This is a genomic window from Paenibacillus sp. NPDC057934 (assembly GCF_042887565.1).
GTDB lineage: Bacteria > Bacillota > Bacilli > Paenibacillales > Paenibacillaceae > Paenibacillus_AQ.
The window spans coordinates 97,184-111,076 of record NZ_JBHVPB010000003.1 but is presented as its reverse complement, the minus strand read 5'-3'; the positions used below and the strand labels follow the sequence as shown (position 1 = coordinate 111,076).

Here is a 13,893-nt window from a genome sequence, read left to right as displayed (position 1 = left end):
CCTCATCCATCCTTCACAGCGGGATATTCATTATCTTGGAAGTCCACAGATAGCACAGAAACAATCCCGCCAGTGCCAATGTAGATATAACTATCCCTAGCCCGGTATACATAGGCTGCATATAGTCTCCAGCCGTTAGACTCATGAACATGATCATGGCCAGCGGAGAGATCAGTAGAGCTTTAGCCTCGAATTTCTTCTGGGCAATGCTGACGGCAATATCCTGCTGAATATCCAACTTCTCTCCAATGACTGTCGAAGTCCGGCGCACCACCTCCACCAGATCACCACCTGTCCGCTTGCATACTGTGAACACATCCGCGAAGCGTTCAATATCCTCCAAGCCTGCCCGTGCACTAAAATCATGCAGCGCTTCTTCCACCGGCTGCCCATTCTCCATACGCGTGCAGATAATGTTCAGCTCGGCAATCATATCACCGCCCCCTTCGGGATCAAGCATGTGCAAATCTTGCACTGCTTCCCGGAAGGCATTCTCTACGGAGCGGCCTGCCGATAGGGAAGAGGATAATGAGAACAGGGTCTGCTTGAACTGTAGCGTGAGTCCCATCCGGCGACGGTTATGCAAATAATCCCGCAGTAGCCGCGGAGCATAAAGTCCGCCCGGTACCAGCAACAGAGCTATGAGCCAATGATGATAAAAGAGATAGCCGACTCCATATAGAAGCAAGCCCCCTATTAGGATCGCTGCGTTCTTTTTCCGAGAAGATAAGATGTAGACTTTGTAATCCGGCAGGACCGTTCTTTCCTTTGCGCCAGACTTCCCGGTTTGTGACTTGACAAGAGCCTGCTTGAAATTCCCGCTCTGAATCAAATCCTTTCTCCCCCCTCTGTTACATCCTCCGTATACTCCGATAGCGGATGCGTAGTGATACCTGACATTCTTAGCTTGCCGGTATGCAGAAGTGCATTGCCGCAGGCCGTCAGACCTCCCTGAACCCGTCCGTCACGCTCCCCCACCTCCCGGAATTCATAGAGTGGATTGAGCTGTACCTCGCCGTTCTTCAATCCATCGACCTCACAAATTTCCATCACCCGGCGGGAACGGTCGCGCAACCGGGATAGATGCACGAAGATATCAATCGCTGAGCTAATCTGCTGCCGGACCACCATAACTGGCAGTTCCGCCGCGCTTAGCACCATCGTCTCCATACGGCTAACCATATCGCGGGCGCTGTTTGAATGTCCCGTGGACAAGCTACCGTCATGGCCAGTGTTCATCGCTTGCAGCATATCCAAGCATTCCGCGCCCCGCACCTCGCCAACGACAATCCGGTTCGGCCGCATTCGCAGTGAAGAGCGGATCAGATCGCGGATCGTAATCTCGCCCTTGCCTTCCGTGTTGGCGTTTCGTGTCTCCAAAGATACTAGATTCGGAACGGTGACAATCTGTAGTTCCGCTGAATCCTCAATCGTAATGACACGCTCCTGCGGGGGAATGAATTGAGATAATGCGTTCAGGAATGTGGTTTTACCTGAACCCGTCCCTCCGCTGATAAAAATATTGTATTTGGCCTCAACCAGAGTCTGCAGCAGCTCAGCCGCTTCTTCACTGAGCGCCTCGCGCCGGACCAGTTCGTTCATGGTCATAGGCTTTTCCGGAAATTTGCGGATGGTCATCGCCGGACCTTTCAAGGCAACCGGTGGCAGAACAATATTGACGCGGGAACCATCCTTGAGTCTTGCATCCACAATAGGTGAAGAATCATTGACCACCCGGTTCACGCCGGAGACGATGCTCTGGATAATATCCTCCAGTCTGCTGCTGGATTCAAAAGCTAGCGGTAGACGGCGGATGACTCCCTCTTCTTCTATAAAAATATCGTTGTGGCTATTGATCATAATTTCTGTAATCGCCGAATTATCTACCAGGGGTTGAAGTACATCCAGCCCGCGGAAGGAATCGAACAGTCGCTTCACCAGTTCATGCTTTTCCTGTGCCGTTAGGTAGCGAAGACTTTCCCGTTCCAGAATGGTCTGCTCAATATAGGCTGTAAGCTCTCGATTCCCAACAGATGAAGTAACATCCAGTCCGGCCCGGATATCACCGCGCAGCGCCCTGAACATTTCCTCATTCATAACCGGCATTCCCAGTAAAAACCTGCGGCAGAGAAGGCTCTACGATCCCCCTGCACAGTTCCATAACTGCTTGCTGGAATTGGGAAGAATTGAGATACAGTTCCCCATGATGCCGCAATGTCCAAGACGGAATATAAGGAAGCACCCCGTCCATGCTCAGCCCTTCCGGCAAGCCCCCTACTTCTATATCATCTGACCCAAAATTTATGACAAACCGGCTCTTCTCAAGAATGCCCGGCGGCAGACCGGAATGAGGTGCACTGCAATGCGACAGCCATCTAGCCGTCTTATGTATGCTTAGATCATCATTGCGCATCACCCATAGCAGAATACCGCAACGCTGCAGCACCGCCTTGGCCCGCTCCTCTTCTATGCTCCCGGTATCAATAATGACAACATCATAGCTGCGAGTGGCTGTGAGCAGTTCCAGCAAATCGAGTGTATCCTGTGAAGTCATCTGGAGCATTTCTTTGAGATTGCCCACAGGTCTGAACGCATCACTCTGTAGCTCTTCATGCCGGATGACATAACGCCTGAGTTCAGGTGTTCCAACCTCATCATTATTCCGACCAGCCTGTAGATCATAGAGCAGCCTTTCCAGCCCTGGGACATTCCCTTGCGGCGCGCGAAGAATCATACCGCTGCTGTCCACACTTTCCAAATTAAGATAAAAGACTGACAAGCCCTGTTCACCCAGCGTTTTCGCCATATTTAGAGCAATGGTAGTCTTACCGCTGCTTCCACTGCAGGAGACTACACCAAGCAGCAAAGTTTCTTCTTTGGCCGAAAACAGCATGCCTGAACGCCTGACATCACATAATTGCAGTATTGATTCCAGCAAGGAAGGCAACGACTGGTACTTGGCAATGACTTCCCCGCCGGCCAAACTCTTGTTACTGGTCCCAATATAGCCTCCTGGTCCTCCATCTTCACTTAGAACTGCCCACCGTACAGTGCTTCGTCCACCGACCAGCCAGGCTTCAATGAAGGCCGCATCCCCAACAACAGCATCTGGCACCTCATCGCCCTGTATAAATTCTGCAAAAGCCTCAATCCGACTGAACGCCGTAATCCGCAGCAGATCGCTATACCGGCTATGATGAAGATAATGCAGCAACGGTTCAATGTATTGACTCTCCCGCACAGCCAGCACAATCCTTGCCGCCATGCCATCACTCTCCTTTCTCTAAAAAAGACAGCAAAAAAGCACCGCCAAAAACCGTAAAATACGGTTAATGAACGGTGCTTCCGTTACTATTCCTTTAATTTACAGATATAGTAGCATATATATTAACAAGCGGCAATCCTTTTTTTCGCACCATACCCTCTTACAGAAATCTATTCCGAATCTCCGGCGTCGGTAACAGGAAATATATAACACGACTTAAAAACACCTTTGAATTTAAAACATTCCCAATTTCGCTGAAGTTATGTAATATTCTTCACAAAACACGCAGGTCATTAGATAACAGCAATGATCCAATTTACGTTACTGTTACCCTGGCGATCGTTTTTCAATTCATCAATACCTTATTTTGGTTGAAAAGCATGAAAGGACTCAAATTGTGGGGGAGGGATACAGGGTAGAAGCCTTTCAGTTCTTGGTCAAACCTTTCTCAGAAGATCATTTCTATTCTATTCTTACTGGAGCCATGAACAAAGCTGCCTTACGGTGTGCAACCACTATAATTCGAACAAATAAAGAGTATCGCCGTGTGGCTATCAAAATATCTTATATATTGAAAGCAGTAAGAAGTCTTTGGTCTTTCATAGTAATGATCAGGAACCAATTAAAACAAACGGATCATTAAAACGATATACTGCTATGCTAGAAAAACATGGCTTCATACAAGTGTACTCTTCTTATTTGGCTAACCTTGAACATGCAAGAGAATAGAGAAGACGAGAACATTCCGAATATTCTACCTGACTCTAACTGTGGTACGATCAATTAAATTAATCTCAGGGGAATACTACCTGTACCCCATTTCAAGATAATAATTTGTCATGGCAATTGACTCTTACGCGCTTGCTTCATGAAACAACCTGCAATAGAAGTCACTCGTAATTTGTACACTAGTTGAATAAGGAGACGATTATTATGAAACTTGAAAGGCTAATTGATTACGACTTCATTACTTATCTGGTAATTGGTGCGATTATTTTGTCCATCATTAGCCTGATCATCTTGGCTACAACCCTTTATAGACGAAAATCAAAGCATTATCGTATAAAAACACTCACTTCTACCGGGCTGTTTCTAATTTCACTATCATTAGTTTTTTATTATTATCGTCCAAATATTATAGAATTTCAAAAGCCTGTTTCTCAAGATTACGATATATTTATGTATAAATCACAACCTAATTCCACTGGCGGCATTACAGAGAAGAGAAATGAACTATCTTTTGAAGAGTTTTCACAAATAATTGATAATCTAGGTACTGTACCATTATCGCGGCAAATCATTGACTGGAATAAAAATAAGCGCGGTATGGTACAGTATAATATCTTTGTTATCCCGCTTATACACGAACTACATGGTATCTATATAAGTGAAATATACCTTTATGCAGACATTGGTGATGTATTCAAATCATATATTGTAGCATCAAAGGATGGGCGAAAGCAGACCTATCAGATAAAAGACAAAGCAAAAATAGAGAGTCTGATCGCGGAGTTAGAACGTTTCAGGGATTTGAGTCATTAAGCAATGTCATTTTTTCTTAGTGTTGCGAAGAATATGCTGTCGAATCGACAGAGTTAAAGTTACAAACTATAAATGAGCAAATTCGCTTCCAGTAAACTGTAAGATCAAAAAAATAAAGACAAAGTGATCTCCTTGTGGTAAAAATAGTCACCACAACGCATTTTCACTCGCACGGCCAGCACTCTCCTTTCTCTAAAAAAGACAGCAAAAAAGCACCGCAAAAAACCGTGAAAAACGGTTAATGAACGGCGCTTCCGTTAATATCCTTTAATTTTCATCTATAGTGGCATATATACAGGGAGCAATCTTTTTTTCGCACACCATAAATACAGCCTCTGACCGTTCTCAGCGTTTGGTCTCCCCCGGAATGGCTACTACAAACTGTTTACGTGTATCCGGCCAGTCCATCAGACGCCCGAGTTCAGAGGAGGTTCCATCAACATTGGCTACGCCGTAGGTCACCGAACTACCCCAGATACTGGTGTAAAAATAAACATACTCCTCGGCTTGTGCAGGCCGCTTGCCATATTCCTTGTAGATCGGATGTCCAAACACAGATGTAATATCCTTGTTCGTCGCCTCTTTGGTATTGTCCAGACTGGCTTCCCAGACCGCTTGGCGAATATTATCCTTAATCTCGAAATAAGTCACGAAATGCCCGTTCTGCAAGTAGTAGCCGTCTGATTTCCCCTTAGCAAAGTAATAACTTTCGGAGAAAACTTCAGGATCACCTGCAGTACTCTCTTCTATTAACCGGGAAGGCGTGCTCCCATCCACTGGAATCTGCAGTGCTGCTATCCTTGAAGCCGCCAAATCGCTGCTGTTATAATTCTTCAGAATCGCCGCGCTGGCCCGCTCTTGAATCCAGACCGTATTGGCAACGGCATCTACAGTAATCCTAGCGCCCAGTGCCTCAGCAATAAATCTCAGCGGGACCGTAACTCTTCCGTCCACAATCTTGGCAGCCACCTCCAGCTGCACTGGATTATCGTTGATATAAGCAGTTCTATCACCAACAGTAAGCTGAATAACCGTAGAATCACGTTTAATCGTTACTTTCTTCGTCTGAGCCACCCACTGCATGGAGAGATTGCCAAAGCGTTCAAAAGCCTTCAGCGGAACCATCGTATGCCCGGATTCGGTTACAACTCCCGCCACGCTTGAATTATTCACCTCAACCTGAAGCTTGGGGGCCGCAGACACCGTACCCGTTATCCATAAAGAAACCAACATGAAAACCAGCATTTGAATCCCCGCTTTTCGAGCCATCGCTCCATCCCACCCTGTAATTTATAGATAACAGATCAATATAATGAAATGATACAATAAATATACAATTTGCAAAAGCATTAGCAAGCGCATGAACCGCACTCTTTGCTCTTACAGAAATCTCTTCCGAATCTCCGGCGTCGGGAGCAAACACTGCTCATCACGTCCGAACCAGCGATAACGGTTGCGTGCCACATAACGATAAAGGATATCACGAAGCGGACGCGGCACCAGAATGAACACGTAAGCCAGTGGCCATGGAAAACGGAGCCCACGAGCAATCCGTAGCGCCGCAGCTGACTCTGTATAATACCTCCCGTGCTCAACCAACACGACGGTATCCAATTGCTTCGGATCAAGGCCTCCATCACGGAGCAGCCCGGCAGCGATTTCACTTTGCAGGGGAGCGAATACAAATTTCGATTTCGGATCACGAGGAATAATAAAGCGAACCAGTCCCTGACAGAGATGGCATACGCCATCAATAAGTACCACCGATTTATCGTGCAGCCTTGCATCAGTCAACTTTGTCGCAGGCCGACCTACAGAATTCTCTTGCTCACCCATAATCCACGCACCTCTCCCCCATTTTTCCCAATAAATTCTGTTAAAAAGCAAACAAAAACGCGGAAAAAAGCTTCCGCGCCATCTAAGTTCCGTTCATTCAATTATTCAGCAATAGCCTTCTCAATCCACTGATTATCGCCAATCATTTGCTCTTCGAAATCAGCAGTAAATGCGTCCATACACTTGCAGATGAAATCTTTGCGACAAATTGGACATGGCGTTTTCAACAGGCGGCTGATGTTCGTCATTTTCCATTCCGGAAACCGATGATAAAACGCGCGGCACTCCGTTCCGTCAGCAAGCTTGATAATGAACTCGTACAATCCTTCCTTATCATTGCTGCTGGCCTTGGTCACATTCGTAATATTCGGTCTGTAAGACATCTTCATCACCCATTATTTAAATTTTTGTTGGTTAATTGCACACGCGACATATTCAGATACTTAGACATATTAAAGAATTTTAAGGGGGATGTCAACCAAAGCACGCACTGCTGGATCTCTTTCACTGTCCATAATCCCTATTTAGATAGGATTGCCATAAAAATCATACTTCACCCACATCTTTTAAAATAGTAAAAAAGACCCGCTATGCAAGCCGGGCCTTACCTGCGCATAGGCTATATTCATAACGCTGCGCTCTATGTTTTATATCACATTCAATTCCACTTCAATATTACCTCTGGTAGCTTTGGAGTACGGACAGAAAGCATGGGCTTTCTTCGCCAGATCCTCCGCCTGAGCCTTATCGACACCCGGGATCTTCACATCCAGACGAACAGCCAGCTTGAAGCCGCCGTCACTGTCATCCTTGCCAATCATTACATTGGAGGTCACTTCCACCTCTTGAAGTTTGACACCTTCCTTACGGGCGATATTCGCCAAAGCACTCTCGTAACAGGCGCCGTAGCCTGCCGCGAACAATTGCTCCGGATTGGTACCCGTGCCACCGGGACCACCCAATTCTTTGGGCATACTCAAGTTGTGTTTCAGTGCGCCGTCAGAGGATTCGAACGAACCTTCCCGTCCGCCATGTACTGTTGCTGTTGCTGTATACAATGCTTTCATCAGTCATCTTCTCCTTTAACCGCTGTATTTGTTGCAACCTTACACCCTAACTTTAAACCATGGGCATAATTTGAAACCATTTGTCACAAATCGCTTGTCATCAACATTTGACTCTGAAAATAAATAGTGTACAATTAAATTGACATAAATATTTATAGGTTTAAAAATTAGGAGGCGTTATCCATGAGCATTTATGATTTCGAAGCCCAAACCCTGCGCGGAGAAGAAGAATCTCTCTCCAAGTACAAAGGCAAGGTCCTGCTCGTCGTGAATACAGCCAGCAAGTGCGGATTTACCCCCCAGTTTAAAGGTCTCCAGGAAGTGTACGAAAAATACAATGATCGTGGATTTGAGATACTGGGTTTCCCAAGCAACCAGTTTGCAGGGCAAGAGCCGGGCGAGAGTGAAGAAATTGCAGAGTTCTGTGAAATTAATTATGGTGTGACCTTCCCGATGTATGAGAAAGTGGACGTGAAGGGCGATGAAGCGCATCCGTTGTTCAAATATTTGTCCGCAGAAGCACCGGGAGTACTGGGCTCGAAGAGCATCAAGTGGAATTTCACCAAGTTTCTTGTCGACCAGGATGGCCGTGTCCTGAAACGGTTTGCTCCGAAGACAACACCAGACCAGATCGAGGAAGAAATCAAACAGTTGCTCAAATAACACTTTTTCCGTATAGCAAAAAAGGATACTCACCCCACTGCAGTTTACACTGTGATGGAGGAGTATCCTTTTTTTGCGATGAAGCCAATTCCCTAAGTCTGAATTACCACTGGAAAAGAACAGCTATAATCCCGAGCAATGCCGGCAATGCCTGCACGTACAGGATTGATTTCTTGGCTGTAAGGCTGCCGACAATCCCTGCAACTAGCACACACGCCAGGAAGAACAACTGAATATGACGTCCGGCCACATCCCCTGGATACAGCAGACCCCAGATCAAACCAGCAGCCAGAAACCCATTGTAGAAGCCCTGGTTGAACGCCAGCGATTTTGTAGCTTTAGCATCCTGCTCTGTCAGGCCGAAAGTCTTCATCCCCTTGGGCGTAGCCCACAGGAAACATTCCAGATACAAAATATAAATATGTATAACCGCAACCAGACCCACCAGAATTGTGCTTATGATCATAACCTTCCACCTCCAAATTCATGCTACCTGATATTAACAAAAAAAAGCCTTGCTACGCAAGGCTTTCTTCATCTTACAATATATGCGGTAGAGAGGACTCGAACCTCCACGGGTATACACCCACTACCCCCTCAAGATAGCGTGTCTGCCATTCCACCACTACCGCGCGGTGTGTACAACGTAATGCATTGTTCTGAGGTCAACATTCAATATTATAATCTCTTTATCCTCAAATGTAAAGATGTTCATTCAAGAATTTTCTTCCGCTGCTTTGCGTCTCCGGTATTCGGTAAAAGCAAGGTATTCCTTAATGAATATTTTCTCATCTGGCAGCAACTCAGTGTGGCAATTCAATTGCCGTATTTGCTCAAAAAAATAATCCTCGCTGCTCTCACGCACCATTTCCGGTGCAGCTTTGCCAAGAATCAGCCAATCCAGACTTACTTGAAAGTATGCCCCAATCTCAATTAGTTTATGAGTGCCAGGGGTAGACTTACCACGCTTCCAGTCGCCCATATTCCCAGTGCTGATGCCCAGTTCCTCGCAAAACGACTTCTTCGTCATCCCTTTTTGTTTGATCAAGTACTCAATACGCTCGTATATGGACTGCATTTGCTGACCGCCTTCCACCTTAATAAATAATCACTTATTTAAGTTATTTTTATTGAAAATGACGTAAAAAAGTATATAATTAACTATTATTATGTCTTATTCCATTATATCATACAGCTGGAATATCGATAAAGAGGTGAGATAGATGAACAATAAGCATCCCATAACGCCTTATGGGTGGACGATCAAACAGCGTCTTACAGAACTCAGACTCGACCAGAAGGATTTCTGCCGAATCAATGATATTCCTCCCTACCGCCTATCCAATTTGATCCACGGAACACGCAGGGCCGAGCGGTATCGCCGCCAGATTGAGAAGCTGCTGGACCTGCCGCCATCCTAGTAACGGACCCATTTGGGATCACAAGGAGCGAAAACCTTTGTCACAAAGCCTATCCCCTTCAGCTACACAATTCATTGACACTATCCCCCACAATGCACTAGTCATAGACCGGCACGGCACCATCCTGTCACTCAATAGCCGCTGGCGCGCCTGCTGCAAGGAATACAGTCTCCCTCCACAGCTCGCAAAGGTGGGAAGCAATTATCTTGAGCTGCTACCAGAATGGATTGTGGAGCCCACTCTTTTGCACAACGTCTTAAAATCTACACTGGGCGGAGAACGCCTTGTAGTCAGTACCGATTCTACTATAGTATGTATCCCCAAAGGCAGACGGGTATTCCGCTTTGAGGCGTTCCCTCTCCTGCCAGCCCCTTCTCCTGAGAAAGCAATGTGGGTCATCGCTCATCAGGATGCCGGACCGATTGTAGCAGGGAGCCACACCCAGCCTCTAGCCATGCACCGTTCCACAATGAAGCAAGCGTTCAAGTTCATCCCCATCTGCGCGTCCTGCAAGTCCATTCGCAACGACCAGGATGTGTGGCTAACTATAGAGCGTTTCTTGCAGATGCAACTCCACGTACAATTCACACACGATATCTGCCCAGAATGCGTTAGGCAGTTGTATCCCCAATACGCCGGTGCTTTTACAGAAAGCTCAGGACATACATAAATTCAAAAAAGGTAAGAAATTCTCTGCGAAAGCAAAGAAGTTCTTACCTTTTATCTATGCGGTAGAGAGGACTCGAACCTCCACGGGTATACACCCACTACCCCCTCAAGATAGCGTGTCTGCCATTCCACCACTACCGCATATTGGTGACCCGTAGGGGATTCGAACCCCTGTTACCTCCGTGAAAGGGAGGTGTCTTAACCCCTTGACCAACGGGCCATACTGTTCAGTTATGTTCTTTCCACAACAAAAATGATTGTATCAGACTCTAGCGGTTTTGACAAGATATTTTTCAAAAAAAGTATAAGAGACGTTTCGCGGCCTCCAAAAGTCCTCTCCTCCACTGCCTTCTTCTGCAGAAAAATACAGCCATGCATCCTCTTCCTTCCTCCGCAGAGACATACAATCACGTATTCGATAGATGTTGTCATTCTTCGCCTTCAGTACAAAAAAAGAAGAGCCCCGAAGGACTCCTCTATACGTTCATTATGTATGTTCGCTTCATGAGCCACAAAATGTGGCGGAGAGAGAGGGATTCGAACCCTCGCACCGCTTACGCAGTCTAACCCCTTAGCAGAGGGTCCCCTTATAGCCACTTGGGTATCTCTCCATGAAAATGGCTCCCCGAACAGGACTCGAACCTGTGACAACTCGATTAACAGTCGAGTGCTCTACCAACTGAGCTATCAGGGAACATTAAAAGATGTGAACAAAATATAATTTATCATGATTTTACGGTTCAGTCAAGCGGTGATTTAAATTTTTTGTGATCGGTTTCATGTGGGGCGGGGGTAGTGTTTGCTTAGCTGGGCCGCTCCGGGTTCGGGGGGTTCTTGCGATCGCTGTTAAAGACCGATTTCTAGATTGTAAACAGGAGTTAGAGGTTGAAATCGATCGTAAAGGCGAACACTGGCGTTTCTCCAAAATCCCGTAGGGCCCTCCGCTCTACTGCGGCGCAAGGAAACACTGGTTTTAATATTCTTTATGTAGGCGCATTAAAAATAACAAACAAAGACTAAAAGTTATTTCCAAAGTGTAATTAACGACATTTTTGTACCTTAAATATTCTGCAGCTAAGAATAGGAGGCAATTAAGTGCAATATTGTACGTTAATTTTTCCACAATACGCCTTTCAGCGTACTTTTATCGAAAATAAGATACAATAATGTCGTTACTTCCCTCTTTTTCCTTTTTTCGATAAATATAAGGTACAAAAATGCTGTTAGTTGAGGAGTTAGAGCCATTTTTCATTGTTAAGAAGACTGGTGCAGGGAATAGGAAATTTGCGACTTAAATCCCTAGCTTCACCAGAATAACGCCTGGTCTTCTGTTCCAATCTTAAATCCACTTAATATAGATTGGATATTAAATGTCACTCCCGTATAGGGAGCGGCTTAAACTTGATTTACCGCAGCACACATGGGATATTTCAATCCACTCTCCCACGTAGGGAGCGACGACCAAGGAAGTTCTCAGACACCTTCTCAATCTCGATTTCAATCCACGCTCCCACGCAGGGAGCGACGATAAACCCATTTATGCCCACTTCACCAGCAGTAAATTTCAATCCATGCTCCCACGCAGGGAGCGACTTTCTGCTTCAGATATATCGAATTCTCCTGTTTATTTCAATCCACGCTCCCACCTAGGGAGCGACTGCCATAAGTGGTGTACTATCCGTGCTGATCGTCATTTCAATCCACTCTCCCACGTAGGGAGCGACAGTAGAAGATACAGTACTGGCTAATACAATTATGAAATTTCAATCCACGCTCCCACGTAGGGAGCGACGTTATGCGGTCTTCTCGTTGGGTCGATGATTTATTTCAATCCACGCTCCCGCGTAGGGAGCGACTACTGAAATTATCATGTTGTGTTGTCCCTCCTTACCAATTTCAATCCACGCTCCCGCGTAGGGAGCGACGATGGAAGCTTTAGAAGTTATGGAAACTTTAAGCTATTTCAATCCACGCTCCCGCGTAGGGAGCGACACGGTACACTAAATCCGGTGTGTGGTGTTCGGCAAATTTCAATCCACGCTCCCACGTAGGGAGCGACCAATAAGGAAATACTATGCATGATTCAAATTGCTATTTCAATCCACGCTCCCACGTAGGAGCGACTCTATCATCCTTTCTCGCTATAGTTGGTGGATTAAATTTCAATCCACGCTCCCACGTAGGGAGCGACGGGCAGAGCGTGGACTGCAATGTTGTAAAGAGTATCGATTTCAATCCACGCTCCCACCTAGGGAGCGACGTTGGAGATTTGCCGACCCAAGATTTATAGACGGGATTTCAATCCACGCTCCCACCTAGGGAGCGACGCTTTATTGATTGTGTCTGCAATTCGAGATACTATTTCAATCCACGCTCCCACCTAGGGAGCGACAGCCACGCCTCTGAGCCCTTGTGGCACAAGGGCTCAGAGGCGTGAAAGTGCGAACCTCTTCTTTTTCATTCTAAAACTTCGACGATTGGAGTGCAATAAGCGGAAAAAGCCTTTAGTATCAAAGGGTGCGAATCTCCCCGGGATTTCATGTGAGCTTGGGGTTCGCACCTAATGCCCCTTTTTGCCATATGACGAGGATCTAGGAATTACTGCCCGAACCATGCTCCGTCCTGCGGAATCGCCACTCTATTAAGAAGCCCCTCTTGTTCCAATCTGGATTGCAGCTTCTCACGGGTCACCAGACAATGATTGATGGCATCCATGTGCACGGCAACGACGGAAGTCTGCGGTGCATACGCACACAGGTCGACCACATCCTGGTCATCCATCGTAATATGGCCGCCGGTCAGGAAGCGAGCGCCCCCGGCATTGACGACGGTCCAGTCAGGCGTATACGTATCGAGGGCTTGGCGGGCATCATCACACCAGATTGTATCTCCAGCGATGTACAGCGTCGGCTCCCCTTCCGCCTGAAAAATAAAACCGGACACTCTCCCCATCAACTCCCCGATATCTCCGGTGCCGTGCTGGCCGCTGGTACGGGTAAGCGTTACGCCACGGAACGTATGGGAAGGCTCAATTACTGTCACCTGTTCAAAACCTTGTCCGGATATGGTATCCTGATTTCCATCCTGGCACAATACGGGTATACTATGCGGGAGCAGCGACACCGCAGCCTCATCCCAATGATCGGGGTGAAGATGCGTTACGAGAATAGCATCCGGCTGAAGCCACTGCTGAACGTTGCCTGGCAACGGCACAAGCGGGTTTTTGCGGTCATTTTCGGTGTTGAAGATTGGAGGATTCACGCCTTGTTCACTAAGCATCGGGTCAACCAGAAAGGTCACTCCGCCATATTCAATCCATAGAGTCGCATTGCGGATTAGTTGTATTTTCATCATTTGACACCTCTTCTTTAGAATATCTCTGCTACAATTTAATTATAAAAGAACGCCCAAAAAGAATACATTTGATGCA

At 46.5% G+C, this 13,893-nt stretch carries 15 protein-coding genes, 5 tRNA genes and 1 CRISPR repeat array; of the genes, 5 read left to right on the top strand and 15 right to left on the bottom strand.

Annotated features, from left to right (window positions below; genetic code table 11):
• Nucleotides 1-13: 13 nt before the first annotated feature.
• The 3 genes from ACFVRY_RS07945 to ACFVRY_RS07935 are packed head-to-tail and all read right to left on the bottom strand — an operon-like array spanning nucleotide 14 to nucleotide 3,265.
• The gene (locus ACFVRY_RS07945; RefSeq protein WP_387498984.1) at nucleotides 14-832 is read right to left on the bottom strand and encodes a type II secretion system F family protein; all 819 of its coding nucleotides are present in this window, start codon (nucleotides 830-832) and stop codon (nucleotides 14-16) included.
• Complete coding sequence (locus tag ACFVRY_RS07940; RefSeq protein ID WP_387498982.1) at nucleotides 829-2,097, bottom strand: TadA family conjugal transfer-associated ATPase; 1,269 nt, start codon at nucleotides 2,095-2,097, stop codon at nucleotides 829-831. Before ACFVRY_RS07940 ends, ACFVRY_RS07945 begins: the two co-directional genes overlap by 4 nt.
• Complete coding sequence (locus tag ACFVRY_RS07935; protein ID WP_387498980.1) at nucleotides 2,090-3,265, bottom strand: P-loop NTPase family protein; 1,176 nt, start codon at nucleotides 3,263-3,265, stop codon at nucleotides 2,090-2,092. Before ACFVRY_RS07935 ends, ACFVRY_RS07940 begins: the two co-directional genes overlap by 8 nt.
• Nucleotides 3,266-3,826: 561 nt before the next feature.
• Here ACFVRY_RS07935 and ACFVRY_RS07930 point away from each other — a divergent pair.
• Together ACFVRY_RS07930 and ACFVRY_RS07925 are read left to right on the top strand one after the other, a co-directional pair.
• The gene (locus ACFVRY_RS07930; RefSeq protein WP_387499704.1) at nucleotides 3,827-3,994 is read left to right on the top strand and encodes a LytTR family transcriptional regulator DNA-binding domain-containing protein; all 168 of its coding nucleotides are present in this window, start codon (nucleotides 3,827-3,829) and stop codon (nucleotides 3,992-3,994) included.
• Nucleotides 3,995-4,198: 204 nt separating this feature from the next.
• Entirely contained in the window at nucleotides 4,199-4,807 is a 609-nt protein-coding gene (locus ACFVRY_RS07925) for a hypothetical protein (RefSeq protein ID WP_387498978.1), read from the top strand.
• Nucleotides 4,808-5,152: 345 nt separating this feature from the next.
• Here ACFVRY_RS07925 and ACFVRY_RS07920 read toward each other — a convergent pair whose 3' ends face one another.
• The 4 genes from ACFVRY_RS07920 to ACFVRY_RS07905 all read right to left on the bottom strand — a co-directional run bounded on the left by ACFVRY_RS07920 (nucleotide 5,153) and on the right by ACFVRY_RS07905 (nucleotide 7,710).
• Nucleotides 5,153-6,076: a copper amine oxidase N-terminal domain-containing protein gene (locus ACFVRY_RS07920; protein ID WP_387498976.1), complete on the bottom strand. Its 924-nt coding sequence runs from the start codon at nucleotides 6,074-6,076 to the stop codon at nucleotides 5,153-5,155.
• Between the two features lie 111 nt (nucleotides 6,077-6,187).
• Entirely contained in the window at nucleotides 6,188-6,643 is a 456-nt protein-coding gene (locus tag ACFVRY_RS07915; protein ID WP_387498974.1) for a thiol-disulfide oxidoreductase DCC family protein, read from the bottom strand.
• A gap of 101 nt (nucleotides 6,644-6,744) precedes the next feature.
• On the bottom strand, nucleotides 6,745-7,026 hold the full coding sequence (locus ACFVRY_RS07910) for a hypothetical protein (RefSeq protein ID WP_066373018.1): 282 nt from the start codon (nucleotides 7,024-7,026) through the stop codon (nucleotides 6,745-6,747).
• A gap of 264 nt (nucleotides 7,027-7,290) precedes the next feature.
• Entirely contained in the window at nucleotides 7,291-7,710 is a 420-nt protein-coding gene (locus ACFVRY_RS07905) for an organic hydroperoxide resistance protein (RefSeq protein ID WP_387498972.1), read from the bottom strand.
• Nucleotides 7,711-7,893: 183 nt separating this feature from the next.
• Between ACFVRY_RS07905 and ACFVRY_RS07900 the strand changes: the two genes are divergently transcribed.
• Nucleotides 7,894-8,373: a glutathione peroxidase gene (locus tag ACFVRY_RS07900; RefSeq protein ID WP_387498970.1), complete on the top strand. Its 480-nt coding sequence runs from the start codon at nucleotides 7,894-7,896 to the stop codon at nucleotides 8,371-8,373.
• A 103-nt stretch (nucleotides 8,374-8,476) separates the two neighbouring features.
• Here ACFVRY_RS07900 and ACFVRY_RS07895 read toward each other — a convergent pair whose 3' ends face one another.
• The 3 genes from ACFVRY_RS07895 to ACFVRY_RS07885 form a co-directional block, all read right to left on the bottom strand.
• A complete protein-coding gene (locus ACFVRY_RS07895; RefSeq protein WP_387498968.1) occupies nucleotides 8,477-8,839 on the bottom strand; it encodes a DUF1304 domain-containing protein in 363 nt (120 codons plus the stop codon).
• 83 nt (nucleotides 8,840-8,922) lie between these two features.
• Nucleotides 8,923-9,005: transfer RNA gene (locus ACFVRY_RS07890), tRNA-Leu, on the bottom strand.
• A gap of 83 nt (nucleotides 9,006-9,088) precedes the next feature.
• On the bottom strand, nucleotides 9,089-9,451 hold the full coding sequence (locus ACFVRY_RS07885) for a helix-turn-helix domain-containing protein (RefSeq protein ID WP_379465480.1): 363 nt from the start codon (nucleotides 9,449-9,451) through the stop codon (nucleotides 9,089-9,091).
• 145 nt (nucleotides 9,452-9,596) lie between these two features.
• Between ACFVRY_RS07885 and ACFVRY_RS07880 the strand changes: the two genes are divergently transcribed.
• Both ACFVRY_RS07880 and ACFVRY_RS07875 read left to right on the top strand, forming a co-directional pair.
• A complete protein-coding gene (locus ACFVRY_RS07880) occupies nucleotides 9,597-9,794 on the top strand; it encodes an XRE family transcriptional regulator (RefSeq protein ID WP_379465481.1) in 198 nt (65 codons plus the stop codon).
• 37 nt (nucleotides 9,795-9,831) lie between these two features.
• Nucleotides 9,832-10,464 carry a hypothetical protein gene (locus tag ACFVRY_RS07875; RefSeq protein ID WP_387498966.1) on the top strand — a complete coding sequence of 211 codons (633 nt, stop codon included), beginning with the start codon at nucleotides 9,832-9,834 and terminating at the stop codon, nucleotides 10,462-10,464.
• Nucleotides 10,465-10,521: 57 nt separating this feature from the next.
• On the opposite strand, the gene ACFVRY_RS07870 is transcribed toward ACFVRY_RS07875, so the two are convergent.
• The 5 genes from ACFVRY_RS07870 to ACFVRY_RS07850 form a co-directional block, all read right to left on the bottom strand.
• Nucleotides 10,522-10,604 (bottom strand) — tRNA-Leu (locus ACFVRY_RS07870).
• A 4-nt stretch (nucleotides 10,605-10,608) separates the two neighbouring features.
• Nucleotides 10,609-10,683: transfer RNA gene (locus tag ACFVRY_RS07865), tRNA-Glu, on the bottom strand.
• A gap of 299 nt (nucleotides 10,684-10,982) precedes the next feature.
• Nucleotides 10,983-11,074 (bottom strand) — tRNA-Ser (locus ACFVRY_RS07860).
• Between the two features lie 7 nt (nucleotides 11,075-11,081).
• Nucleotides 11,082-11,157 (bottom strand) — tRNA-Asn (locus ACFVRY_RS07855).
• Nucleotides 11,158-11,890: 733 nt separating this feature from the next.
• Nucleotides 11,891-12,522: a CRISPR direct-repeat array (repeat unit 32 nt; unit sequence ATTTCAATCCACGCTCCCGCGTAGGGAGCGAC).
• Nucleotides 12,523-13,061: 539 nt separating this feature from the next.
• Nucleotides 13,062-13,814, bottom strand: a complete 753-nt coding sequence (locus ACFVRY_RS07850; protein ID WP_387499702.1) for an MBL fold metallo-hydrolase — start codon at nucleotides 13,812-13,814, stop codon at nucleotides 13,062-13,064.
• Between the last annotated feature and the right edge of the window lie 79 nt (nucleotides 13,815-13,893).